At 42.0% G+C, this 24529-nt stretch carries 23 protein-coding genes, 1 tRNA gene and 1 other RNA gene; 7 read left to right on the top strand and 18 right to left on the bottom strand.

From position 1 onward, the window contains the following. Positions 1-82: 82 nt before the first annotated feature. Positions 83-1210 (top strand): cysteine desulfurase family protein, encoded by a 1128-nt coding sequence (locus tag CHX27_RS14030; protein WP_094487389.1) that lies wholly within the window; start codon positions 83-85, stop codon positions 1208-1210. Positions 1211-1212: 2 nt separating this feature from the next. On the opposite strand, the gene CHX27_RS15295 is transcribed toward CHX27_RS14030, so the two are convergent. The 5 genes from CHX27_RS15295 to truA form a co-directional block, all read right to left on the bottom strand. Further along, positions 1213-1365, bottom strand: coding sequence for a lmo0937 family membrane protein (locus CHX27_RS15295; RefSeq protein ID WP_108721086.1), 153 nt, complete (start codon positions 1363-1365; stop codon positions 1213-1215). An 11-nt stretch (positions 1366-1376) separates the two neighbouring features. Beyond that, positions 1377-1607 carry a DUF892 family protein gene (locus CHX27_RS14025; RefSeq protein ID WP_094487388.1) on the bottom strand — a complete coding sequence of 77 codons (231 nt, stop codon included), beginning with the start codon at positions 1605-1607 and terminating at the stop codon, positions 1377-1379. Between the two features lie 535 nt (positions 1608-2142). Beyond that, positions 2143-3531, bottom strand: coding sequence for a dihydrolipoyl dehydrogenase (gene lpdA, locus CHX27_RS14020; protein WP_094487387.1), 1389 nt, complete (start codon positions 3529-3531; stop codon positions 2143-2145). A gap of 57 nt (positions 3532-3588) precedes the next feature. Continuing rightward, positions 3589-5346, bottom strand: a complete 1758-nt coding sequence (locus tag CHX27_RS14015) for an ABC transporter ATP-binding protein (RefSeq protein WP_094487386.1) — start codon at positions 5344-5346, stop codon at positions 3589-3591. Continuing rightward, positions 5336-6145 carry a tRNA pseudouridine(38-40) synthase TruA gene (gene truA, locus CHX27_RS14010; protein ID WP_394335707.1) on the bottom strand — a complete coding sequence of 270 codons (810 nt, stop codon included), beginning with the start codon at positions 6143-6145 and terminating at the stop codon, positions 5336-5338. Before truA ends, CHX27_RS14015 begins: the two co-directional genes overlap by 11 nt. Before the next feature lie 289 nt (positions 6146-6434). Between truA and CHX27_RS14005 the strand changes: the two genes are divergently transcribed. Continuing rightward, on the top strand, positions 6435-7076 hold the full coding sequence (locus tag CHX27_RS14005) for a protein-L-isoaspartate(D-aspartate) O-methyltransferase (RefSeq protein WP_094487384.1): 642 nt from the start codon (positions 6435-6437) through the stop codon (positions 7074-7076). After that, positions 7076-8350, top strand: coding sequence for a Type 1 glutamine amidotransferase-like domain-containing protein (locus CHX27_RS14000; RefSeq protein WP_094487383.1), 1275 nt, complete (start codon positions 7076-7078; stop codon positions 8348-8350). Before CHX27_RS14005 ends, CHX27_RS14000 begins: the two co-directional genes overlap by 1 nt. Here the strand turns inward: CHX27_RS14000 and smpB are convergent. The 9 genes from smpB to pyrR all read right to left on the bottom strand — a co-directional run bounded on the left by smpB (position 8340) and on the right by pyrR (position 16046). Beyond that, entirely contained in the window at positions 8340-8798 is a 459-nt protein-coding gene (smpB, locus tag CHX27_RS13995; protein ID WP_094487382.1) for an SsrA-binding protein SmpB, read from the bottom strand. The genes CHX27_RS14000 and smpB overlap by 11 nt on opposite strands. Before the next feature lie 235 nt (positions 8799-9033). Further along, positions 9034-9924: a Ppx/GppA phosphatase family protein gene (locus tag CHX27_RS13985; protein WP_094487380.1), complete on the bottom strand. Its 891-nt coding sequence runs from the start codon at positions 9922-9924 to the stop codon at positions 9034-9036. A gap of 9 nt (positions 9925-9933) precedes the next feature. Then, entirely contained in the window at positions 9934-12039 is a 2106-nt protein-coding gene (gene ppk1 / locus CHX27_RS13980; RefSeq protein ID WP_094487379.1) for a polyphosphate kinase 1, read from the bottom strand. Next, on the bottom strand, positions 12036-12521 hold the full coding sequence (locus tag CHX27_RS13975) for a SixA phosphatase family protein (protein WP_094487378.1): 486 nt from the start codon (positions 12519-12521) through the stop codon (positions 12036-12038). The genes ppk1 and CHX27_RS13975 overlap by 4 nt, the downstream gene beginning before the upstream one ends. Before the next feature lie 113 nt (positions 12522-12634). Beyond that, positions 12635-13267, bottom strand: a complete 633-nt coding sequence (gene pdxH / locus CHX27_RS13970) for a pyridoxamine 5'-phosphate oxidase (RefSeq protein ID WP_094487377.1) — start codon at positions 13265-13267, stop codon at positions 12635-12637. A 2-nt stretch (positions 13268-13269) separates the two neighbouring features. Next, positions 13270-14193: a ribonuclease Z gene (locus CHX27_RS13965; protein ID WP_094487376.1), complete on the bottom strand. Its 924-nt coding sequence runs from the start codon at positions 14191-14193 to the stop codon at positions 13270-13272. 11 nt (positions 14194-14204) lie between these two features. Then, complete coding sequence (locus tag CHX27_RS13960; RefSeq protein WP_094487375.1) at positions 14205-14537, bottom strand: ribonuclease Z; 333 nt, start codon at positions 14535-14537, stop codon at positions 14205-14207. A gap of 34 nt (positions 14538-14571) precedes the next feature. Then, the gene (locus CHX27_RS13955) at positions 14572-15498 is read right to left on the bottom strand and encodes an aspartate carbamoyltransferase catalytic subunit (RefSeq protein WP_094487374.1); all 927 of its coding nucleotides are present in this window, start codon (positions 15496-15498) and stop codon (positions 14572-14574) included. Next, complete coding sequence (gene pyrR, locus CHX27_RS13950; RefSeq protein ID WP_094487373.1) at positions 15495-16046, bottom strand: bifunctional pyr operon transcriptional regulator/uracil phosphoribosyltransferase PyrR; 552 nt, start codon at positions 16044-16046, stop codon at positions 15495-15497. Before pyrR ends, CHX27_RS13955 begins: the two co-directional genes overlap by 4 nt. A gap of 189 nt (positions 16047-16235) precedes the next feature. Between pyrR and CHX27_RS13945 the strand changes: the two genes are divergently transcribed. After that, a complete protein-coding gene (locus CHX27_RS13945) occupies positions 16236-17648 on the top strand; it encodes a sensor histidine kinase (protein WP_094487372.1) in 1413 nt (470 codons plus the stop codon). 235 nt (positions 17649-17883) lie between these two features. On the opposite strand, the gene CHX27_RS13940 is transcribed toward CHX27_RS13945, so the two are convergent. Next, positions 17884-19500, bottom strand: coding sequence for an ABC-F family ATP-binding cassette domain-containing protein (locus CHX27_RS13940; protein ID WP_094487371.1), 1617 nt, complete (start codon positions 19498-19500; stop codon positions 17884-17886). A gap of 11 nt (positions 19501-19511) precedes the next feature. On the opposite strand from CHX27_RS13940, the gene CHX27_RS13935 reads away from it, so the two are divergent. Further along, on the top strand, positions 19512-21050 hold the full coding sequence (locus CHX27_RS13935; RefSeq protein WP_094487370.1) for a TlpA family protein disulfide reductase: 1539 nt from the start codon (positions 19512-19514) through the stop codon (positions 21048-21050). 27 nt (positions 21051-21077) lie between these two features. On the opposite strand, the gene fsa is transcribed toward CHX27_RS13935, so the two are convergent. The 3 genes from fsa to ffs form a co-directional block, all read right to left on the bottom strand. Next, positions 21078-21734: a fructose-6-phosphate aldolase gene (gene fsa, locus CHX27_RS13930; RefSeq protein WP_094487369.1), complete on the bottom strand. Its 657-nt coding sequence runs from the start codon at positions 21732-21734 to the stop codon at positions 21078-21080. A 44-nt stretch (positions 21735-21778) separates the two neighbouring features. Continuing rightward, positions 21779-22585, bottom strand: coding sequence for an SDR family oxidoreductase (locus CHX27_RS13925; RefSeq protein WP_094487368.1), 807 nt, complete (start codon positions 22583-22585; stop codon positions 21779-21781). A 73-nt stretch (positions 22586-22658) separates the two neighbouring features. Continuing rightward, positions 22659-22756, bottom strand: an RNA gene (gene ffs / locus CHX27_RS13920) — signal recognition particle sRNA small type. An 85-nt stretch (positions 22757-22841) separates the two neighbouring features. Here ffs and CHX27_RS13915 point away from each other — a divergent pair. Both CHX27_RS13915 and CHX27_RS13905 read left to right on the top strand, forming a co-directional pair. Beyond that, on the top strand, positions 22842-23894 hold the full coding sequence (locus tag CHX27_RS13915; RefSeq protein ID WP_094487367.1) for a glutaminyl-peptide cyclotransferase: 1053 nt from the start codon (positions 22842-22844) through the stop codon (positions 23892-23894). Between the two features lie 250 nt (positions 23895-24144). Further along, positions 24145-24218, top strand: a tRNA-Arg gene (locus CHX27_RS13905). The last annotated feature ends 311 nt before the right edge of the window (positions 24219-24529 follow it).

Raw genomic sequence — 24529 nt, 5'->3', positions numbered from 1 at the left:
GAATTCGGCGCAAAGGTAAGATTTTTATGCTTTCAGACGGGCGGCGTTTGTGCAGCAGCAGACTTATTTTTACATTTGACACATGAATAAAATATATTTCGACAATGCAGCTACTACTGCATTACGTCCTGAAGTTATTGATGCTATTGTAGAATCGCTTCGAAACGATTTCGGCAATCCTTCTTCCACTCATGCCTACGGACGCTCCGCTAAAAGCTCCATTGAACTGGCACGGAAATCAATTGCGAATTTACTCGGCTGTACAGCCAATGAAATAATTTTTACTTCCGGTGCAACCGAGGCTAACAACTGGATTATTCGTTCGGCGGTGCGCGACCTAAAGCTGCAGCGAATCATCTCCAGTAAAATGGAGCACCACGCCGTTTTATATGCAGTAAAGGAAATTGCGCAAGAATACGGAATTGAACTCGTGTTTGTAGACAACGACAAAAACGGACACATCAATCTCCAACAACTAGCCGAATTATTACAGGATAAAAAGCAAACTTTGGTTTCGTTGATGCACATAAACAATGAAACGGGCTGTATTTTACCTATCGATGAGGTGGCACAACTCATAAAGGAAAACGGTGCGTACTTTCATTCCGATACCGTGCAATCGGTCGGAAAACTAAAAATCGATTTACAGCAAACTCCAGTCGATTTCATCACGGCATCTGCGCACAAATTCCACGGTCCAAAAGGAATCGGTTTTGCCTTCTTCCGCAAAGGTTTGTTAACCAATCCAATATTTTTTGGTGGCGAACAAGAAAAAGGTTTGCGCGCAGGGACCGAATCTGTTCACAACATCGTTGGCATGCAAAAAGCATTAGAACTGGCTTACGAACGTCACGACGAAGAAAAAGCACACATCACAGAATTAAAAAGCTATTTCATTTCCCGCCTGCGCGAAGTCTACGGCGAAAGTGCACACATTCACGGACACGAAAACACGCTCTATAATTTAGTAAACGTGGGCTTGCCTATTTCACAAGAAAAAGCGTCGATGTTGTTGTTTATGCTCGATATGAAAGGATTTGCGATATCTCGCGGCAGCGCGTGCCAGAGCGGCAGTCCAAAACCCTCGCACGTACTTGCAGAAATGCTCGACGATGAAACAATCAAATTCCCTAATTTGCGCGTTTCATTTTCACACGACAATACTAGGGAAGAAATTGATTTGCTGGTAAGCGAATTACAAAAGCTGTAAATCTATACGCTTCGTCCGCGAATTAGACGAAACAGAATAGCAATAACAGCAAAGACCAACAGCAGGTGAATAATCGATCCTAAGTTGGCGAAAAAGAATCCCAGTGCCCAAAGTATCACAAGGATAACGGCTACGGTGTAAAGTAAGTTGCTCATAACGGGTAGTTTTAAAAGTTATTTTCTAGTAACTCGCTGAGTTCTAGATCGGCGAAAAGGCGTTGAATGCGTTCTAAATGCAGGTAGGTAAACTGCAAGTGTTTTTCCAAAGCGGCTTTTAGGAATTCGTCGGTACTTTGCGAAATCTTTTCTTCCAAATCGGCTTGTGCCAACTTTTCAAGACGGTAAATCGCGCATAATTCTGCTAAATAATCGATTCGCTGAGGTAGTTCCGGAACCATAGTTCGCTTCTTTGATACAAAGGAGCTTCTTTTTCGTAAAAAATTTCTTACGAAATTATCGGATTGTTTTACAAATGCCTTTTTGACGCGTCATCGAAAGTTTTGTTATTGACATGCAGTAAAACTTGAGAAGTACCATTTTTCGCTGCGTTTTTCACAAGAAAATTTTTGTTTTCACCTACTGACATTCAAGGCACGCCAGAAAGCACACAGCAACGCATAGAATTTAGGTTTTGTTGTTTGAAAGCTGCAGATTCTTTTTTTACACAGCAGCAGGTTTGGGTGATTCGTTTGGTGCATACACTGTAATCTACTTCGAGAGTACTTTAAGCTAGCTTCTGTACAAAGATTTATTTAGGCAACAGCATTAGTGATTTACCAAAAACGGAACCTACAAAAAGGTACGTTCGATTTATACGTGAAATTCCTAATAATAGCAAAAAACACGAGCGCCGCCTTTAAATCTTGTTTCGGTGCAGTGCAAAAAAAAATCGCAACAAAACTGCTGCGATTTTTATTATTTGAAAATGGTTTTTTACAAGTGAATGACCTCGCCGTAGGCATCTGCAGCCGCTTCCATGATGGCTTCGCTCATCGTTGGGTGCGGGTGAACCGATTTGATGATTTCGTGACCTGTAGTTTCGAGCTTACGCGCTACTACAGCTTCAGCGATCATGTCGGTTACACCGGCGCCAATCATGTGGCAACCTAACCATTCGCCGTATTTCGCATCGAAAATTACTTTTACAAAACCATCTGGTGTGCCCGATGCTTTTGCTTTTCCGCTCGCTGAAAACGGGAATTTTCCAACTTTGATTTCGTATCCTTTTTCACGTGCTTGTTTTTCAGTTAAACCTACAGAAGCAATCTCTGGAGTTGCATACGTACAGCCCGGAATATTGCCGTAATCAATTGGTTCAACATGTAAGCCTTTGATTTTTTCCACACAAATAATTCCTTCGGCTGAAGCTACGTGCGCCAAGGCTTGGCCTGGAACAATATCGCCGATCGCGTAGTAACCGGGAACGTTTGTTCGGTAAAATTCGTCGACTACAATCTTATCTTTCTCAGTTTTAATTCCAACGGCTTCTAAACCAATATTTTCGATATTCGATTTAATTCCAACAGCCGATAACAAAATCTCTGCTTCCAGAATTTCTTCGCCTTTAGCTGTTTTTACCGTTGCTTTTACGCCCGGTCCCGAAGTATCGATTTTCTCCACTGAAGCATTGGTCATAATGTTTACACCTGCTTTTTTCATGGAGCGTTCCATTTGTTTTGAGATGTCTTCATCTTCAACTGGAACAATGTTTGGCATGTATTCTACGATGGTAACCTGAGTTCCCATTGCGTTGTAGAAGTGCGCAAATTCAACTCCAATAGCACCAGAACCAACTACAATCATCGATTTAGGTTGTTTCTCAAGCGTCATTGCTTTACGGTAACCAATTACCTTAACACCATCTTGAGGTAAGTTTGGCAATTCGCGGCTTCGTGCACCAGTTGCAAGAATAATGTGGTCGGCGCTGTATTCGGTTTCTTTTCCATCGGCCGATTTTACCGAAACTTTTTTGCCGGGTTTTACGGTTCCGTGTCCGTCGATGACATCGATTTTATTCTTCTTCATCAAGAACTGGATTCCTTTGCTCATACCGTCGGCAACGCCACGAGAGCGTGCAATTACAGCATTAAAATCTTTATCGAATTCTTTTATCGTTAATCCGTAATCGGAAGCGTGCTTTAGGTAGTCGAAAACCTGAGCCGACTTCAATAATGCTTTGGTTGGAATACAACCCCAATTCAAGCAAATTCCGCCGAGGCTTTCTTTCTCGATTACGGCTGTTTTAAAGCCGAGTTGTGACGCGCGAATGGCGGTTACATAACCACCCGGACCGCTTCCTACTACTATGATATCGTACTTCATTTTGATATTTTTTTGCTGATGCGAAAGTAATGATTTATTGTGATTTTCGAATTCGTTTTACGCGCTCTGTACATCAAATTGTGCATCGTATAGATTTTTGTAAAATCCGTTTTCACGCAGCAGTAATTCGCTGTGCGTTCCCGATTCTACCACCTTGCCTTTGTGCATGACTACTATAATATCGGCATTTACTATAGTTGCTAAACGGTGTGCGATAACAATCGATGTACGATCTTTGGTAATTTTCTCGGTCGCGCGTTGTATTAATTCTTCCGAGTAGGTATCAATGCTAGAAGTGGCTTCGTCTAGAATTAAGATGCTTGGGTTAGAAACGTAAGCACGCAGGAAAGCAATAAGTTGCCGCTGACCAGAGGAGAGCATTACACCGCGTTCTTTCACATTATAATCTAATCCGCCAGGTAAAGACGCGATAAAATCGGCTACACCAATTTGTTCCGCAGCTTGCAAAACCCGCTCGCGACTGATGTCGTCGTTAAATAACGTAATGTTGTTGTACAGTGAATCGGCAAATAGGAAAACATCTTGCAAGACTACAGCAATTTGTTTGCGCAGCGATTCGATGGTATAGTCGTTAATATTGTGGTTGTCGATGGTTATCTTACCGGAATCGAGTTCGTAAAAGCGATTCAATAAGTTTATGATAGTCGATTTTCCTGCGCCGGTTGAACCAACGATGGCCACTGTTTGTCCGCTTTGAACTTCCAAATTCAAATCGCGAATTACGGGTTCGTTTGCAACATAGCTGAATTGTACGTTTTCAAATGTAATATTGCCGGCAAAAGGTTGCGCCTGAATCGTTCCAACATCTTGAATTTCATCAGAAGTATCTAGAATATCAAACACGCGATTGGCGGCAATCATACCCATTTGCATCTCGTTGAATTTATCAGCAATCTGACGCAACGGATTGAACAACATCCCAATAAACATGGTGTATGAAGACAAATCGCCGAAGGTCGTGAACTGATCGCCGCCCAGCATGCGTTGTCCGCCGTATACGACCACTGCGCCAAGTGTTAACGATGAAATGATGTCGGCTATCGGGAAGAAAATCGAGTTATACCAAACCGTTTTTATCCACGCTTTGTTGTGTTTGTCGTTTATTTCACTGAATTTCTCTGCTTCGATTTGCTCGCGGGTGAATAATTGAACGATTTTCATGCCCGTAACACGTTCTTGTACGAAGGTGTTTAAAGCGGCTATTTGCGTTCGAACAACTTCAAAGGTTACTTGCATTTTCTTTTGGAAAATTCGCGTTACCCAAACCAAAATCGGCATCGCCACAAAAACGATCAGCGTGAGTTGCCAGTTCATAAAAAACATAAAGATGAGAACGACGATCATTTTCGACAAATCGCTCATAATCATGAACAAACCTTGGCTAAATATTTTTGCGATGGCTTCGATATCGGAAACGGTTCGTGTAACTAATTGTCCGACAGGCGCGTTGTCGAAGTATTTCATTCGAAAACCGAGTAAGTGTTTAAATAGTTTTTCGCGAATGTCTTTTACGATATCCTGTCCGAGCCAGTTTGCCCAATACACAAAGTAAAATTGCGCTGCAACTTCGAGCAGTAAAACCACGGCCATTAATCCCAAGTAAAAAGCTAAGCCGCTTTCGTCTTTTGATTGTATGTAATTATCTACGGTTTCTTTAAGTAAATACGGGCGTAAGGCAGCAAACAACGAGAGCAATAACGCCCAGACAATAACGCCGTTAAAGCGAAATTTATACGGCTTGGTGTACACCATAATCCGCTTGAATACATTGGTATCAAAGGCTTTAGCTTTCATTTGTAGCTGTAGTTTTTAGGTGTGATGTAGGTTGTAGTTCCGCAAAGTTGTAAGCAACTTCTGTAAGATACAAACCATGTGCGGGTACCGAAGTACCGGCTTCGCTTCTGTTTTTCGAGTCGAGAATACGCTGGAAGTCGGCTAGTGTCAGTCGCTCAAATCCCAAATCGAGTAAGGTTCCGGTGATTGCTCGAACCATATTCCGCAAAAATCGATTTGCCGTGATTTCGAATACAAGCTTGTCGCCATTTTGCTTCCAAACGGCTTTGGTGATCGCACAATTAAAGTTATTAACTTCGGTTTTCGTTTTTGAAAAGCACTGAAAATCGGTGTGTTGCAAAAGAAGTGCTGCCGCCTCATTCATGAGCTCTAATTTTGGCATGCGCTTCAAAAAGAAACTAAAATCGGTTAAAAACGGATTTTTACTGGTGTGTATGTGATACTCGTACGTTCTCGACAACGCATCGAAACGGGCGTGCGCTCGCGGATGAACTTCGAAAATATCGTGAACGGCAATGGAATCGCTTAGGAGGGAATTTACTTTATAACACAGCTCTGCCACTGGAATTGCAGTAGGGAAATCGAAGTGGGCAAACATTTGTTTGGCGTGCACTCCAGTATCGGTCCGGCCGGCGCCGGTTAAGCTTATCTCGGTTCGAAGCAATGTTTCGAGTGCGCGCGTAAGTTCGGCTTGTACCGAAGGCGATTTTGGCTGGATTTGCCAACCGTGGTAGTTCTTACCGAAATAGGAAAATGAAATAAAATAGCGCAAGTATGTCGGGCTGTAAATGATTGCCAAATTTACGAATATTCAGCCAATTGATTAAGCAGCGAGATACGATATGATATTTTTAACAGCGGTTAGAAATGGATTCAGATGTTTATGCGCTATTTTGCTGAACGTATTGCAATAAGCTTCGATTTCGAACTGTGAATAATTTTTCGATTTGCGGATTTTTAAGATTAATGTATTGATAAACATTGTTTTAGAAGAATTGCTTTTTTGCGAATTATTGAAAAACAGTAGTTTGATATTATTTTCAAATAGCCGTTAGGTTTTCTACATTTACCAAAAACAAACAAAAGCTGTGAACGATTCGCTTAAGCATTTAGGAAAACGCCGTCAACTTATTGAACTGCTTCGAACTAAAGGAATTTCGGACGAGACAGTTTTGGAGGCGATGTTGAAGATTCCGCGACATCTTTTTTTGAATTCGAGTTTTGAAGACTTTGCTTACGAGGATAAAGCCTTTCCGATTGCGGCCGGACAAACGATTTCGCAACCCTACACCGTTGCGTTCCAGTCGCAGTTGTTGCAGGTAAAACCTGAAGAGAAGATTTTAGAAATCGGTACCGGTTCCGGATATCAAACCGCCGTTTTGTGCGCCATGGGTGCAAAAGTGTATTCGGTAGAGCGGCAGGTCGATTTGTTTAAGCAAACGTCTTTGTTGTTGCCTAAGTTGAATATTCGGCCGAAACATTTATCGTTTGGCGATGGGTATAAAGGCTTACCCACGTTTGCTCCTTTCGATAAAATTATAGTAACTGCGGGTGCTCCCGTGGTTCCGAATGCCTTGCTGTCGCAATTAAAAATTGGTGGCCGGTTGGTAATCCCCGTTGGAGTAAACGATCAAATTATGACCTTGTATATTCGACAAACCGAATTGCGATTTGAGAAGCACGAATTTGGGAATTTCCGTTTTGTTCCACTGCTAGAAAATAAATCCTGATGAAAAAGTGGCTGTTGTTTGTGTTTATTGGTGTTAAAGTGTGCGCACAAGGTTACACCAGTTACTTTACTGGTAATTCGACAAACGTGACAACGGTTCCGCTTGCGGGTTATTGCTTGATGGGTGGAGCTACGGAAAACGACAACGCCATGACTTGGTTATTACAACGCGCTAATGGTGGCGATGTGGTGGTGTTGCGAAGTTCGGGTTCTGACGGGTATAACGATTATTTTTATTCGGATTTGGGTGTGAACGTTAACTCGGTGGAAACACTTGTCATTACGAGTGTTGCAGGCGCTACGAATCCGTATGTGTTGAATAAAGTTGCTCAGGCAGAATTAATTTGGATTGCTGGTGGCGACCAATTTAATTACGTTTCGTTTTTTAAAGACAATGCGTTGGAAACGCTTTTAAATGCGCACATCAACGAAAAAAATGCTCCGATTGGTGGCACGAGCGCGGGCATGGCTATTTTAGGCGCACATTATTTTTCAGCGCAAAACGGTTCGGTTACGAGTGCGCAGGCGACCTCGAATCCGTTTCATCCGAATGTTACTATTGGTTCGAACGATTTTTTACAGATTCCGATTTTAGCGAATACGATTACCGATACGCATTTTGATAATCCGGATCGCCGCGGACGTTTAGCCACTTTTTTAGCGCGATTGGTATCGGAAAATCAGGAACGAAAGTTTGGTATCGCCTCGAACGAATACGTTTCGGTTTGTATCGATGAAAACGGAATAGCTCGTGTTTTTGGAGATTTTCCGAATTACGAGGAGTACGCCTTTTTTGTACAACCGAATTGTACAGAAGAATTTGTTCCGGAAATATGTACGGCAAATACCGCACTTACGTGGAATAGAAACGGAGAAGCTTTAAAGGTTTATCGCGTTCCGGGCACGCAAAACGGTATGCACACCTTTAATTTGAACGATTGGAATTCGGGCTCGGGTGGAACGTGGTTTAATTGGCGTGTTGTGAATGGCAGTATAGCGGTTACTAGTGCCGTGAATCCGCAGTGCTTTTTGGCGCAACCGGAAGTTGTTGCTGATGTTGAAATTGGCTTAGCTCCAAATCCGGTGCACGATTGGTTGCATTTTGATCGTTTGGTTTCCGCTGTTTCTATTTTTGGATTAGACGGAAAATGCTTGTTTGACAGCAAGAACGCTGTCGTACAATCGGTTGATTTTAGCGGAATCCCTGCGGGTTATTACGTGCTTTCCTATGAATGGGAGGGAGTGCGTTTTTATCGAAAAATCCTCAGGAATTGAAAGCTTTTTTGATGCGATCTAAGTCGCGTTTGGTATCCGAAGCTTTTAAAGTTTCGCGCTTGTCGTAGGTCTTTTTACCTCGTGCCAATGCAATATCGAGTTTTGCCAGACCTTTTTCGTTGGTGAACAAGCGTAAAGGAACAATAGTTAATCCTTTGGTTTGCACACTTTTGTATAAGCTACGGAGTTCGCGCTTTTGCAGCAGAAGTTTGCGTTCGGAGCGCGATTTGTGGTTAAATTGATTTCCGAACGTATATTCTTCAATGTACGAATTGATTAGAAAAAGTTCGTTGTTGTGAAATTCGCAAAAGCTTTCGGTAATGGTGGCTTTTCCGGCTCGAATCGATTTGATTTCGGTTCCGGTTAAGACAATTCCTGCCGAGTAGGTTTCGATAAGTTCGAAATCGAAACGGGCTCTTTTGTTTTGAATGTTTACAGTCTTTTGCATAGCGAGTGCAAAGGTATGAATACGGAAGGAAAAATAACACGTTTACCAAGCGCACAATTTTCGGTAACGATTTCCGCAGCCCCGATTGCAATGGAAATACGGCCGCGGCGGTGGCGTGTGCAGGCGTTTTTGCAGCAGCGACCAACGGAAGCTGTTGCAAAGACAGCCGAAACCGACAACGCTAGGTTGTATTGCAATGGAAAGCGGGAATTGCTGCCCAAAAAAAACTATTCAACTAGATTCTTCCGTAGTACATGGCTTTTACGATGCCGTCGGCGAGACCAATTTTGGGTACGTAAATACTGCGTGCGCCGCTCCATTTCATGGCATTTAGATACACTTTCAAGGCGGGTAAAATTACGTCGGCGCGATCTGGATTTAAGCCTTTTTCGTAAATTCTTTGCTCGTATGTTAAAGCGCTCAGTTCTGTCATTTGCGCGTTGAGGTAAAAGTAGGAGAGTGGCTTTTCTTGCGTTTTGCCCGACATCTTAAACAATTTATTGATGTTTCCGCCGGATCCAATTAACGAAACTTGCTCTAAATCAGCTGTATGTGTCTTAATCCATTTTTCGACTTCTTGCCAAACGATTTCTGAAACCATGTTGTTGATTAAGCGCACCGTTCCCACTTTAAACGATTTTGAAGCGACCATTTTACCGTCTGAAAAAAGCGAAAATTCGGTGCTTCCGCCGCCTACGTCGACATACAAAAATGCGCGATCGGTTTTAAGTAGGAAGTGCAAATCGGTCGATGCGATGATGGCTGCTTCCTTTTTTCCATCGATGATTTCGAGTTTGATGTCGGCTTTCTTTTTAATAATTTCAACTATTTCCGAGCCGTTATAAGCTTCGCGCATGGCCGAGGTGGCGAATGCCTTGTATTTTTCGACGCGGTGCACTTTCATAAGGAGCTTGTAGGCTTTCATGGCATCGACCATTCGATCGATGTTTTCTTCGGAGATCTCGCCCACGGTAAAGGCTTCCTGTCCGAGTCGGATGGGCACACGCACCAACGATGATTTACTGAATTGCGTTTCCTTACCGTGTTCTTCTACGATGTTGGCAATGAGCAAGCGCATGGCATTTGATCCTACGTCGATCGCAGCGTATTGTTTTACATGAATCATCCGACTGGTTTAAAAATGATTATTGGATTCTAACAGACATTCGTAATATTTATAGGTTTCGAATTGTGCTCGGAACATAGGGTTTGTACCGCGCGGACGGTATTTGTTGGCGAGATTTTCGGCATGTAAACGCGCTTTTACGTTTCCTTTCCAACCTACATCGAAGCTCGCAATAAGTTCTTCTTTAACTTGTTGGTCGTAAATCGGGCAACTCACTTCGACACGCATGTCGAGGTTTCGCGTCATGAAATCGGCCGACGAAATGTAAACTTCCTGATTCATGTCGTTACAGAAAATGTATACGCGGCTGTGCTCCAGAAAGTTATCGACAATGCTAATGGCTTCAATGTTTTCGCTCATGCCTTTCACGCCTGGAACTAAACTGCAAATTCCACGTACTAAAAGTTGAATTTTTACGCCTGCGCGACTTGCATCGTACAATTTATCAATCATTTTTGGATCGGATAAGCTGTTCATTTTCAATTTAATGAAAGCGGGCCGACCCAAACGCGCATACATGATTTCGCGGTCGATGTGTTTGTTGAAGCGCGAACGTGTGTGGTGAGGCGAAACTATGAGGTGTTTGTAGCGATACAAACGATAATTCACGTGAAAAAACTCGAAAATTTTCGAAACGTCTTTTAAAATTTGTTGATGTGCGGTGAACAAGGTTACATCTGTATAAATTTTGGCGGTGCTCTCGTTGAAATTTCCGGTAGAAATTAAGCCGTAGCGACGCAATTTGCCGTGTTCGATGCGTTCGATCATGCAAATTTTTGAATGCACTTTTAAACCTTGAATTCCGAAAATGAGTTCGATGCCTTCGGTTTGCATTTGCTCGGCATACGAAATATTACTTGCCTCATCGAAGCGCGCTTGCAACTCAATTTGTACTACGACGCGTTTTCCGTTGCGCGCTGCGTTGATGAGCGAGGAAATGACTTGCGAATTTTTTGCGAGTCGGTACAAAGTAATTTTGATGCAGGTTACTTTCGGATCGAGTGCGGCTTCACGAAGGAATTTTATAACGTACGAAAATGTTTGATACGGTGCGTTAAGCAGGTAATCGCGTTGGCTGATTTGTTCGAGAATACTGCCTTCGAGACTCAAACCGGGAATGGGAAGTCCGGGCATGGGTTTGTAAAGTAAGTCGTAGCGACCTAAATTCGGGAAATCCATATAATCTCGGCGGTTGTGGTAGCGTCCGCCTGGAATTACGCTGTCTTCTGAGTCGATGTGCATTTTCTCGAGAAAGAATTTCAGCGTATCTTTTTCGATGGATTGATCGTACACAAAACGTACGGGCTCGCCAATACGGCGGTCTTTCACGCCGAGTGCAATTTTCTCCATCATACTTTTACTCATGTCGGAGTCGATTTCGAGCTGCGCATCGCGTGTGATTTTAATCATGTGAGCCGAAACGCGTTCGTAATCGAAAATATTGAAAATGTGGTGTAAATTATAGCGAATTACATCGTCGAGCATGATGATGTATTGCTTGTTATCTTCGGAAGGCAATACCACAAAACGGTTGATGGTTTTGGGAATTTCGATAATGGCGTAGCGTACTTCGGGTTTTCCGGTTACGATGCCGAGGATACTTTTTCCACGTACTTTCATTACGAGTTTTACGGCTAAGTAGCCGCTAGTGTCTTTAAGAATCGGAAATTCGGCGAGATCGTTTAAGATTACGGTAACCAGTGCCGGGGCAACTTTTTGAATGAAAAAATCGTGAATAAAGATTTGTTGGCTTTGCGAGAGCTGCGTTTCGTTGAGCATGAAGATGCCTTCTTTTTCGAGTTCTTTCTCGATGATATCAAGAATACGCAAGCTTTCCGACTGCTGTTGAATAACAATCGCTGTAATTTCTTTTAGTAAATCTTTTGCAGTAACGCCACCTAGAATTTTTTGCCCTGTTTTTCCGGACAAGCTCAAACGTCGGATGGCGGCGTAGCGCACTCTAAAAAATTCGTCGAGATTGTTGGAAAAAATACCTAAAAATCGGAGCCGGTCGAGTAGGGGAACGTTCGGATCTCCAGCTTCTTGTAGTACGCGTGCGTTAAAGGCCAACCAGCTTTTTTCGCGGTCGATGTATCGGTTTTGTACGTCGTTCATCGGATATCTTTTGGAAACAATTTTAAGGTCACTTTTACTTTGGTGAATTCAGCCCAAGAGTCTTTGTCGAGCTCTAATTCGAGAAAGCCTGAAGTTGGAAGATGTTCGGTGAAGTTGGAATCGAATTTCTGAACGAATTCGGTTAGGGCTTCGTTGTGTCCTACTACCAAGGCATCGTTACCGTCGTCGTTAAAACTGCGGATAACTTTCTCGAGATCGCGGCCATTAAAAGTGTACAAACTGTTTTTGTAGTTCACGTTTGTCCACTTCATATCGGCGTAATCCAAATAGTATTGCAAGGTTTGTTGGGTTCGTTTCGCCAAACTGCAATACATGGTAAGATCGTCGGGAAGTATGCGGAACAAATGTGGGCTCAAGGCTTTAATATCGGCAATTCCACGAGGAGCTAAACGCCGTTCAAAATCAGGCAGTCCGTCTTCGTAGCTACTTTTCGCATGCCGCAATAAATACAGTTTTCTCATCTCTTTAAGCTGTCGGCTAAAGATATGAAATCGAGTAGGGATGAGCGTTAAGAAAGATTAAAATTCGCTGTGGATTTTCATCGATCTAGTGTAAAATTCTCAAAACGAAAGTGCTAGGGCGCCACGCGATAGCGTTTCCAGCTGCCGTTTTCGTTCTCAAAAACAATACGATCGTGGAGTCGGCTCGGGCGACCTTGCCAGAATTCAATTTTTGTTGGTTTTACCACATATCCGCCCCAATGTTCGGGTGTTGGAATTTCGTTGGGATACATTTCGTTGAGCTGTTCTAATTTCTGAATCAGTTCTTCTCGGGTGGCTTCCGAACTTTGTGGCGACGCCCATGCACCGAGTTGGCTCTCACGCGGACGCGATTGAAAATACGTATGTGTTACCTCGCGACTCGTTTTTTCTGCAACGCCTTCAATAATTACCTGACGTTCTTGCTCTTCCCAAAAAAACGCCAAACACACTTGCGGATTTTCGGCTAAAGCACGCCCTTTTGCCGATTCGTAATTCGTAAAGAATACAAACCCATTTTCGTCGTAACTCTTCAATAAAACAACACGCGCTCGCGGATAACCGTTTGCAGTTGCTGTAGCAAGTGTCATGGCATTGGCTTCGTAAGTACCGCTTTCTGCTGCAGCTTTAAACCAGTTTTCAAATAAATCGAAAGGAGAATGAGGTAAATCAGTTTCCACAAGAAAACCTTTGTCGTAAACTTTTCTAAACTCGCTTAAATCGGCCATGATTACAAATTAAAATCTGCTTCAAAGTTAAAGTTTTTGCCGTCGTCGGCTAAATGAACATCGGGAAAAATAGCTTCGGCTTCTGTTTTGAAAAGTTCGATGCCGTCGTAACGTGTTGAGTAGTGCCCGAGGATTAGTTTTCGAACTCCAGCCAATTTAGCTATCTTGGCAGCTTGTGCGGCAGTAGCGTGTTTGGTGCGTTCGCAAAGGTGTATTTCAGTTTGAAGAAATGTGGATTCGTGATACAGTACGTCGACATCCTGAATCATTGTAGCGAGTTCTTCAAAATATTGTGTATCCGAACAATACGCGTAACGCAAACTTCGTCGTGGATCGAGCGTGAGATCCCGATTTGGAATAATGCTTCCGGTTTCTGTAACGTAATCTTTGCCCGCTTTTAAATTGTGCATTTGGCTGGCATCTACTTTAAATTCGCGCAAAGCGTCGGCGTTTAGTTTCCGTTCGCGTTGTTTTTCTTCAAATAGAAATCCGTTGGTATACACTCGGTGTTGTAACGGAATTGTTGAAACACGAACTTTTTCATCTTCGAAGATGATTTCCGGCTCCGTCGACCTAAGTTCGTGAAAGTGCAGCGGATATTGCGTGTACGCCTTGGCGAGTTTGAGCTGAAGTAAAATCACTTCTTTAATGCCTTCTGGACCGTAAACGTGTAGTTCGGTGGTTCGATTGAGTAAGGCAAACGATGAAATCAATCCGATTAGTCCATAAAAATGATCGCCGTGTAAATGCGATATAAAAATGTGATTGATTTTTCCGAATTTAATTTTGTTCTTTCTTAGAGCAACTTGCGTTCCTTCGGCGCAATCGATTAAAAAAACACGTTCGCGGATTTCTAAAACCTGAGAAGTCGGATTAGAGAACGTTCGTGGAGTTGCTGCGTAACAACCTAATATGGTTAAATTCAATGTATTGTTTGTTAAAATCCTAAATCGCGCTCTATTTCGTCCATTTCAATAAGGTCTAGCGCTTCTTGTCGGGTAGGAACTACGACCAATTCTTTCGGCATTTCGGTAAAGTTTACGTTTTCACAAACAATGACAAACGACTTTTTCCCTTTGGAATGCATGCGGCAAAGCGGTGTGAATTCGATTAGGTGTTTTTTGGTGAGCGATTGATGTGCGGATAAATCCACAACTAAATTTTTGTCGGAAAACGATTTGTGTTCGTGCGACACCTTCATGATAAAAGCGGTAAGATCGCCTTGCGTGTCTTTTAAAATGTTGGTATGTCCGTGTGCTTCTACTTTCATGACTACTGAATTCTAAGCAGCAAAATACGATTTTTTAGCGAATTTTCTCGGCTAATAAGTAAATAACTGCCATACGGATCGCAACGCCGTTTTCTACTTGATTCAAAATGATTGACTGTCCGGAATCAGCGACTTCCGAAGTGATTTCCACGCCGCGATTAATTGGTCCGGGATGCATTATGACAATTTCTTTGGAAAGCGATTCCAACAATTCTTTGTTGATTCCGTAACGCATGGCATACTCTCGGCTGTTCGGAAAGTAACTGAAATCCATACGCTCGTTTTGTACGCGTAACATGTTGGCAACATCGCACCATTCCAAGGCTTTTCTCAAGTCGGTCTCAACCGTAACTCCCAGACTTTCTATAAATTTAGGAATCAACGACGAAGGTCCGCATACTTTCACTTCTGCGCCAAGCATTTTGAGTGCAAAAATGTTCGATAACGCTACACGTGAGTGCAAAATATCTCCCACAATAACAACTTTTTTTCCACCAACTTCGCCGAGTTTTTCGCGAATGCTGTAACTGTCGAGTAAGCCTTGTGTTGGGTGTTCGTGGGCACCGTCGCCGGCATTAATGATACGCGCGTTAACGTGTTTTGCCAGAAAATGTGCTGCTCCGGCATAAGAGTGTCGCATAACGACCATATCGACCTTCATCGCCAAGATATTATTGACGGTATCGAGTAAAGTTTCTCCTTTCTTTACTGAAGATTGCGCGGCAGAGAAACTAATAACATCGGCCGAAAGGCGTTTTTGTGCCAACTCAAACGAGAGTTTTGTTCGTGTGGAGTTTTCAAAAAAGATGTTTGCGACAGTGATATCGCGCAACGACGGCACTTTTTTAATTGGCCGATTGATTACTTCTTTGAATTGATCGGCTGTTTGAAAAATCAGCGCGATGTCTTGCGGTTGCAAGTATTTGATGCCCAGTAAGTGATCAACGCTCAGGGTGCTCATAATTCAGTTTGGGTTCGTTTTAAGTAAACAGCATTTTCAGTAGAATCGCTTCCCCAGGAAACGATAACACGTTCGTTGTTAATGGCATCAACTTGTCGGCCGCGGTAATCGGGTTGAATTGGTAAGTCGCGACTAAAACGGCGGTCGATTAAAACCAAAAGTTCGATAACTGCCGGTCGGCCAAAGCTTTGTATCGCGGTAAGTGCCGCTCGAATACTGCGCCCAGTAAACAATACATCGTCAATAAAAACAACCTTCTTGTCTTCGACTAAAAAATCAATTTGCGTTTGATTGGCTTCCAAACTTTTGTTATGACGTCTGAAATCATCTCGAAAAAAGGTGATATCCAACAAACCTGTTTTCAGGTTTTTTACCTGATACTCGTTTTGCAGTAAGGCAGAAATTCGTTCAGCAAGAAAAGCTCCTCGCGGCTGAATACCTATTAAAACGGTGTTGGAAAAATCGCCGTGTTTTTCAAGAAGCTGGCAGGCTAAGCGATTCAGAATCACTTCTATTTCTTTGCCGTTGAGTAGCAACTTGTGGCTCATTTCACTCTTTTGTTGTGTTGGTCAAAGGTAAAAATTATACGCCGCTGTGCAATTATAAATAGGCTACATTTCCAACAAATTTCACCTTAGTTTTTAATCTTTGCTAAAGCATCACTTCCAGAATAAACCTGAAAATCTTGTAAATCGGTATTCGGTTAAACTTTGTAGCTTCGCTGAAATTCGCCCAACATGCAGCAAAAGCACCTCAAGCACATAAAATATATTTTCATTTTAGCTGCTGCCTTATTGGTATCGTTGTCGGTGATTTCTTTCGTGCGATCCGGCAACATGGCCAACGCATCTCGTTTGGTGAGTCATACCAACAGCGTCATGTTTCAGGTAAACGATTTGTTTTCTCATTTGAAAGATGCCGAATCTTCGCAACGCGCGTATGTTCTTAGCCGAGAATCTGTATTTAAGCAACAATATGCTCAAGCGGTGAAAGCCACCTTAACGGCATACGACGAGTGCACGGCGTTAATTAGCGATAATTTTGAACAGCAGCAGCGCATGCTTAAACTCAAGCAAAACATCGATCGTCGAATTCGTTTTATGGATGCGATTATGCGCGATGCCGATTCGACTAAAATATCTCCAAAACGTTGGTTGGTCGCACGTTCTATCATGGAGGAAATTCGTGCATTAAACAAAGAAATCATTAACGAGGAAATTATTTTACTCAAAAAACGACAAGCCTTGTTGTCGCAAGAGTCAACACTTGCACCGTTGCTAACTGCAATTTTAAGTATTTTTAGTATTGTTATTGTAGTGTTTTCTTATCTGGGAATTACCCGAGAATTGGCCCGATCTAACGCATTTCAGCAGGATTTGGCACATCGCAACCAAGAACTTGCCGATCGAAACATCGAACTCAAAAACATGAATAAAGAGTTGGAGTCGTTTAATTACATTTCGTCGCACGATTTGCAAGAGCCGCTGCGTAAAATCCAAACGTTTTTGTCGCGCGTGGTCAATCAAGATTCGAGTGAAGTAACCGAACAAACCAAGTACTATTTGCTTCGTGCACAAGACGCCGCTAAACGCATGCAGGATTTAATCCAAGACTTATTGTCGTATTCGCGGTTAAATGCCGAGCAGTTTAAAGCTGAGAAAGTCGATTTCTTCGATTTAGTTGCCAGAATTCAAACGCAAAATCAGGAGGAAATCGAAAGCACAGGAACAACCATTGTTGTGAGTGGAACGCCTGAAATTGAAGTGATTGTAAAGCAGTTTCCGCAGCTGTTGGTCAACATATTTTCGAATGCCATGAAATATGTTGCTCCTCATGTGAAGCCGTTTATTACGGTGCAAAACCGCGTGGTTACGGCTAAAGAAGTGTCGGCTTTTGGCTTTAGTCCGCAGGCAGCCGAGTACTATCAAATATCAGTTTCCGATAACGGAATTGGTTTTAATGAAGCTTTTAAAGATAAAATTTTCGATTTGTTTCAGCGGTTGCATCCGGCTTCTGCGTATTCCGGAACGGGTATTGGCCTGGCTATTGTCAAGAAAATTGTCGACAACCACAACGGTTTTGTCACGGTAAGCAGTTCCGAAAATCAGGGATCTACTTTCTTTGTTTTCTTGCTGAAGAGTGTGTTGTAATTGTTAGGGCAACCCGGCGTCGTCGATTCCTCCTCGCCGTCCCGCTGTCCGCTGTATCTTTTGCCTTCGTACCTTCGGCAAAAGGATATCGCTCCCATCGGTGTTGCGGAAAAGAGTGCGCAACGATACGTGAAACACGTTTCGAATAAAACTCCGTTACTTACCTAAAAAAAGCAATAAATACGATGATTTATCGACAATGTTAAGGTCACCAAATAAAAACTGAGAATTTCTATTACGAATACATCTTCGCGCGAAGTTCCTGTACTTTCGGATCGTCTAAATAGTCGTCGAATAGCATGTAGCGGTCGATCGCACCGTTTGGTGTAAGTTCCAACATGCGGTTACCTACAGTTTGCGCAAACTCGTGATCGTGCGTAGTTAGCAAAACCGAGCCTTTAAAGTTCTTTAACGAATTGTTGAACGCTGTAATCGATTCCAAGTCAAGGTGATTCGTGGGTTCGTCGAGCATGAGCACATTAGCGCGTTCCATCATCATACGCGAAATCATACAACGTACTTTTTCACCACCCGATAAAACACGAGCTGTTTTCAAAGCTTCCTCTCCCGAGAAAATCATTTTCCCAAGAAAACCTCTTATATAAACTTCGTCGCGTTCTTCTTCGGTTTTTGCGTACTGACGTAACCAATCTACCAAGGTATAATCGTTGTCAAAAAACGCGTGATTATCGAGCGGTAAATACGCTTGGTTGGTTGTAACACCCCATTCAAAAGTTCCCGCATCGGCTTTCATATTACTGTTGATGATTTCGTAAAAAGCTGAGGTAGCGCGCGAATCTTTTGAAAACACTATTATTTTATCGCCTTTTGCCATGTTTAAATCCACGTTCTGAAACAAAACTTCGCCATCTAAACTAGCCGACAAACCTTTGATGTTCAAAATCTGATCTCCCGCCTCGCGCTCCTGATCAAAAATAATTGCCGGGTAACGTCTGCTCGAAGGCTTGATTTCCGAGATATTCAATTTGCTAATCATCTTTTTACGAGATGTAGCTTGTTTCGATTTTGCTACGTTGGCGCTAAAACGACGAATGAATTCCTCTAATTCAGCTTTCTTTTCTTCGGCTTTCTTGTTCTGTTGCGCGCGCTGCTTTGCCGCTAATTGCGATGATTCGTACCAAAAGGTATAGTTGCCCGAATAGTGGTTTATTTTTCCAAAGTCAATATCCGAAATATGCGTACAAACTGCGTCTAAAAAGTGACGGTCGTGCGAAACAACAATTACCGTGTTTTCGTAGTTTGCCAAGAAGTTTTCAAGCCATTGAATCGTTTCAAAATCTAGGTCGTTTGTTGGCTCATCCATAATTAACACGTCTGGATTTCCAAAAAGCGCTTGTGCTAAAAGTACACGTACTTTCAGTTTACCATCCATATCGGCCATAGGCGTGTAGTGAAATTCTTCACCAATACCCAAATTCGATAAGAGTGCAGCCGCATCTGAATCGGCGTTCCAACCGTTCATTTCTTCAAATTGCACCTGAAGTTCGCCAATACGATCGGCATTTGCATCATTATAATCGAGATACAACTCATCCATTTCTTTCTTTACGGCAAACAACACATGATTACCCATAAGTACCGTTTCCAAAACAGTATGCTCGTCGAACATATTGTGGTTTTGGTTTAAAACCGACATACGTTTTCCGGGTTCTAGCGAAACGTGTCCGGAGGTCGGATCCATTTTTCCGCTTAAAATTTTCAAAAACGTCGATTTTCCTGCACCATTTGCACCAATGACTCCGTAAATATTTCCGTGCGTAAAGGTTGTGTTAACCTCGTCGAAGAGAATACGTTTGCCAAATTGTACCGATAAGTTGTTTACTGTAAGCATAGTCGAAAAAATTGGCTGCAAAAGTAGTGTTTATAAACGGTTTCGACAAGTACGAGCAATATGGTAAAGTGTTGTTATTTAACGGAGCATTAACAATTGAGTTTAGGTTGTACGGCTATTTTTGTTTCATGAGTTTGGGATTCATACATTTTTTTAGCAAATACCGCCTGCAACTCGCAGCTAGTATTTGCGCAGTTTTATGTTGCAGTTGTAAATCGGACTTCGATAAAGATAACCACACAGCTTATTTCGGAGGTCTAGTAACCAAAACCACAGGTGAATACGTTTTGTTTTGTAAGAACGACAAGGTGATTGATACCATCAAATTAGATGCTAATAATCGTTTTTTCGTGAAGTTCGATTCGCTACCAGAAGGCTTATATACGTTTAAATACGAACCTGAATACCAGTACGTATATTTCGATAAAAACGACTCGATTTTGGTACGTATCAATCCGGAAGATTTTGACGAGTCTATCGTTTATTCCGGGCGAGGCGCTCAAAAGAACAACGTTTTAATGGATTTGTACCTCAAGAACGAACGCGACAAAGACGTACTTTTCGATTACTTCGACACTGATTACAAGCTTTTCAGTGCGAAAATTGACTCATTAAACGTGCTGAAGCAAGATTTTTACAGCAAGAAGAAAAAAGAAATAAAATGGTCGGACGGCTTCGATAAGTTTGCGCGTGCTATGATCGATTACAATCACTTTAGTAAAAAGGAAGTGTATCCGATCGTTCACCAAATGCGTACCGGTCACAAAATCTTAAACGACCTGCCAAAAGATTATTACGAGCATCGAGAAAATGTAAATTTTAACGATACCGATTTAATTGGCTATGCGCCGTTTATCAGTTACCTGAATTTTATGTTGAACAATGTCGCAATGTCTTCAGCACACGACGCTGATGATTTGCGCGATCAATCTCTCGAAATAAACATCCACAAGATAAAAGTTGCCGATACCTTGTTTAAGAACGAGACCATTAAAAATTCGATTTTAAACAACATTGCTTTTATGTATATGTTGGAAGATCAAAATATTTCTAATAACAAGCGGTTCTTAGATACGTATTATCGAGTTTCTACAGATAAATCAAAGCAATCTGAGATCAGACAAATGGGTAATGCCATTCAGCAGCTAACCGCTGGAAAGCGTTTGCCTTCGGTGCAGTTGCTTGATGCTTCAGGGAAAACGTTTAATTCAGACGACATTGTAACAGAAAAAACAGTTATTTTCTTTTGGAGCGAAAGTTTGCAAAGTCATTTGATTGCCGCGCACAAACGAATTCAAGACTTCCAGAAGAAGCATCCGGATTACAAGTTTATTGCCATTAATGTGGATAAAAATCAACAGAAGTGGACCAAAACCTTAGCGAATTTTAAGTTTGGAACCATTTCAGAATACCGCGCAGCCGACTTTGAAGATCTTCGCAAGAAATGGGTCATTAACAAAATCCACCGAACTATAATCACCGACAGCCGAGGTAACATTGCCAATGCCTTTGTGAGTTTGTTTGACGTGGCATTTGAATCTAAAATGTAAAAAAAAGCTGTCAACCGACAGCTTTTTTTATTCGTTTCCTTTTTTGTAATCGGCTAAAAACTGCGCTAATCCAATGTCGGTAAGTGGGTGTTTCAATAGTCCAGCAATTGCCGAAAGTGGTCCGGTCATTACATCAGCGCCAATTTTAGCACAATTTACAATATGCATGGTATGACGAACCGAAGCGGCAAGAATTTGCGTTTCGTACTCATAGTTGTCGTAAATGGCTCTAATCTCTTCGATGAGCGCCAAACCGTCGGTACTTACATCGTCTAATCGACCAATAAATGGCGAAACGTAAGTTGCACCTGCTTTAGCCGCTAATAAAGCCTGGCCTGCCGAAAAAACGAGTGTTACATTGGTTTTTATACCGCGATCTGCGAAATATTTTGTTGCCATGACACCTTCTTTAGTCATAGGCAGCTTTACAACAATTTGCTCGTGTAAATCGGCTAGTTCTTCACCTTCGCGAATCATGCCTTCATAATCGGTTGCAATTACTTCGGCACTAACATCGCCATCCACCAAGTTACAAATATCAACGTAGTGTTTTAATATGTTGTTTTTGCCAGTAATTCCTTCTTTTGCCATAAGGCTTGGATTGGTGGTTACTCCGTCGAGAACACCTAAAGCTTGTGCTTCTTTAATTTGATCGAGATTAGCGGTATCAATAAAAAACTTCATAGTTGTGTGTTTAAAAATCGCTGCAAAGGTAATCTTTCGTCGGATTATAACTTAAAATGTCTGCGCAACATTTTTTCGTAGGTCAAATCGGGTAGTATTCGCTTTAAAACAATCGAGAATTTTTGCATGAATAAACCAACTTTGTAGTGAATTTTTGGTTCCGGTGTGTTTATAATTTTCTCGATTGCTTGAGCCATTTCTATCGGATCCGAACCTGAGTGTACATGGCTGTTTATTTCGTTTAGTGTTGCGCCATACGTTTTTGCATAGGCCGAGTTTTCAATGACGGGAGCGTGATACCTGCGATCGGCAATATTTGTGGCAAAATCGCCTGGAGCCACATTGCAAATCTTGATATTGAATTGTGCCGTTTCGAGTCGTACGGCTTCCGTTAGTACTTCGAGAGCTGCTTTTCCCGCCGAGTAAATTCCCCGAAAGGGCAATCCCATATATCCAGCTATTGAAGTTACGTTAATAATGAGCCCCGATTGCTGTTTACGCAATTGCGGAAGTACAGCTTGCATAACCGAAATGGCTCCGAAAAAATTGGTGTCGAAATGATTCTTGGCTTCGGCTAACGGAGTTTCTTCTAAAGGCCCGGTAATTCCTACGCCGGCATTATTTACCACCACATCGATTCGATTTTCTCGTTCGATTACCGTCTGAACAGCTGTTTTAACAGAAGATTCATCGCGAACGTCCATTTCAAGAAAAGTAAAAAGCGGATTTGTTTTTACCGACCGACTTGTTCCGTAAACGCGGTGTCCGTTTTGAGCTAAATACTCGGCTATAGCTAATCCGATTCCTGAGGAGGCGCCGGTTACTAGAATGACTTTTTTCTGAGATTCCATCTTTATTTCGGGAAAAAATGCGCTGCTAAGATATTTGATTTCGGTTGAGTGATCGTTGATTTTAGCGCATAAAAAAAGGCAAGCTCCCTACATCGCACCGCTCAACCGCTTACCCTTGCTATGTTCCCATCCTGGGGGAGTCTGCAGGAGCTGGTCGCGTAGGACTTGCCGCCGCAAATATACGTTCATTTTGTATTTTCGCAAACGATACGCCGAGATGCACGAGAGGTTTCGGCTACACTTAAATGCTATATATATGAAAATCAGATTGCAAGGTCGTGTTTTTGGATGTATCTTTTTTTTGCTGTTTGCAATAATTGCGTGTAATTCGCCTAAACCGGCAGATTTTGAACTGCGATTTAACAGTGCCGATAAGAAATATTTGTCGGGAAAAGAATTAATTGTTGAAGTTTCGAGCGAGTATGCCGATAAAATCTCTGCAGTTAAGTTGTTTTTAAACGAAAAGTTGGTTGCAACGGGTACAGCGAATTCTGTGAAAGCAAAAATTGAGGAAACAAAATTGGGGTATATAGATTTACGAGTTGCGGTAACTGTTGATGGTGCTGATATTTCTGTTTCAGATCGTGTAGAATTAGTAACCGATGTTACTCCGAAAGTATACAGCTATACTATTTTAAACACGTATCCGCACGACATAAGTTCGTTTACGGAAGGCTTCGAGTTTTTTAGAGATACACTTCTTGAGGGAACTGGATTACGCGGGCAAAGCAAGTTGCTCAAAACCGATTATAAAACAGGTAAGATTTTGAAGAGCTTGACGCTTGATTCGCAGTATTTTGGCGAAGGGATAACGGTAATCAATAATCAGATTTTTCAGCTCACGTGGGAAGAGGGCAAAGGTTTTATTTATGATGCGAATTCTTGGAAATTAATCAAAGAGTTTACGTACGACAAACAGATAGAAGGGTGGGGTATGACTAACGACGGAAGTTACATTTACCACAGCGATGGGACTGAAAAAATTTGGAAAATGGATCCGAATACCCAAAAAATGGTTGGTTACGTGAACGTGTATTTGGGTAGCGAAAAAATCAAGCAAGTTAATGAGTTGGAGTGGGTAGAAGGTAAAATTTACGGAAACGTTTGGCAAAAAGATGCTATTGCCATCATTAATCCGGAATCGGGTGTTGTGGAAGGTATATTGGATTTGAGCGCGCTACGTTCGAAGGTGAAAGGCGGAAATCCGGCGCCAGAAGTTTTGAACGGCATCGCCTATCGAAAATCGACCAAAACCTTATTTGTGACAGGAAAGTACTGGGATAAAGTTTTTGAAATTCAAGTTAAATGAGAAAGCGATTTTTCAAGATTCTAGCACGCCTGAATAAAGTGTTGTTACCGAGTTTTACTCGTTCGGGAGTTAATGTCATGCGATTAAAGCCTTGGCAAAAGCTTTTATTTGGCTATCGTTATTATGTGACAATTAGGTCGTTAGATTAATCGTATAATTTTTCTTTGCTTTTTTCTTGTCTAAGTCTACTTTTACACTATCTTTGCACCCGCAAAACAGTTGTGATTTTACTTACAACAGTTTTCAACAAGGCCTCGTGGCGCAACTGAATAGCGCATCTGATTACGGCTCAGAAGGTTACTGGTTTGAATCCAGTCGAGGTCACGAATGAATAGCATAAAAAGAAAAAAACGCCAAGCTTTGCTTGAGCGTTTTTTTCTTTTTATGCTATTATCAAAGCGGAGCTTTGATGGATGGCGCGATAGCGCAATCCATTCGTGAAACGGTAGTTTTTAGTATTAAGATTGAAGTATTAAGATTGGAGTATTGAGTATTAAGATTGAAGTATTGAGTATTAAGTATTAAGATTGGAGTATTGAGTATTAAGTATTAAGATTGGAGTATTAAGTATTAAGACTTCGCGACGTTCGCCACTTAACGTATCATCTTCCCGGCCAAACCCACGTATTGCCGAA

This window comes from Flavobacterium aurantiibacter (assembly GCF_002251775.1).
Classification (GTDB): Bacteria; Bacteroidota; Bacteroidia; order Flavobacteriales; family Flavobacteriaceae; genus Flavobacterium; species Flavobacterium aurantiibacter.
This window is presented reverse-complemented; position numbering and strand designations above follow the sequence as displayed.

Coding starts and splice junctions, on each gene's coding strand:
- CHX27_RS14030 (WP_094487389.1), top strand. CDS start 83: ATGAATAAAATATATTTCGACAATGCAGCTACTACTGCATTACGTCCT.
- CHX27_RS15295 (WP_108721086.1), bottom strand. CDS start 1,365: ATGAGCAACTTACTTTACACCGTAGCCGTTATCCTTGTGATACTTTGG.
- CHX27_RS14025 (WP_094487388.1), bottom strand. CDS start 1,607: ATGGTTCCGGAACTACCTCAGCGAATCGATTATTTAGCAGAATTATGC.
- lpdA (WP_094487387.1), bottom strand. CDS start 3,531: ATGAAGTACGATATCATAGTAGTAGGAAGCGGTCCGGGTGGTTATGTA.
- CHX27_RS14015 (WP_094487386.1), bottom strand. CDS start 5,346: ATGAAAGCTAAAGCCTTTGATACCAATGTATTCAAGCGGATTATGGTG.
- CHX27_RS14000 (WP_094487383.1), top strand. CDS start 7,076: ATGAAAAAGTGGCTGTTGTTTGTGTTTATTGGTGTTAAAGTGTGCGCA.
- smpB (WP_094487382.1), bottom strand. CDS start 8,798: ATGCAAAAGACTGTAAACATTCAAAACAAAAGAGCCCGTTTCGATTTC.
- CHX27_RS13985 (WP_094487380.1), bottom strand. CDS start 9,924: ATGATTCATGTAAAACAATACGCTGCGATCGACGTAGGATCAAATGCC.
- ppk1 (WP_094487379.1), bottom strand. CDS start 12,039: ATGAACGACGTACAAAACCGATACATCGACCGCGAAAAAAGCTGGTTG.
- CHX27_RS13975 (WP_094487378.1), bottom strand. CDS start 12,521: ATGAGAAAACTGTATTTATTGCGGCATGCGAAAAGTAGCTACGAAGAC.
- pdxH (WP_094487377.1), bottom strand. CDS start 13,267: ATGGCCGATTTAAGCGAGTTTAGAAAAGTTTACGACAAAGGTTTTCTT.
- CHX27_RS13960 (WP_094487375.1), bottom strand. CDS start 14,537: ATGAAAGTAGAAGCACACGGACATACCAACATTTTAAAAGACACGCAA.
- CHX27_RS13955 (WP_094487374.1), bottom strand. CDS start 15,498: ATGAGCACCCTGAGCGTTGATCACTTACTGGGCATCAAATACTTGCAA.
- pyrR (WP_094487373.1), bottom strand. CDS start 16,046: ATGAGCCACAAGTTGCTACTCAACGGCAAAGAAATAGAAGTGATTCTG.
- CHX27_RS13945 (WP_094487372.1), top strand. CDS start 16,236: ATGCAGCAAAAGCACCTCAAGCACATAAAATATATTTTCATTTTAGCT.
- CHX27_RS13940 (WP_094487371.1), bottom strand. CDS start 19,500: ATGCTTACAGTAAACAACTTATCGGTACAATTTGGCAAACGTATTCTC.
- fsa (WP_094487369.1), bottom strand. CDS start 21,734: ATGAAGTTTTTTATTGATACCGCTAATCTCGATCAAATTAAAGAAGCA.
- CHX27_RS13925 (WP_094487368.1), bottom strand. CDS start 22,585: ATGGAATCTCAGAAAAAAGTCATTCTAGTAACCGGCGCCTCCTCAGGA.
- CHX27_RS13915 (WP_094487367.1), top strand. CDS start 22,842: ATGAAAATCAGATTGCAAGGTCGTGTTTTTGGATGTATCTTTTTTTTG.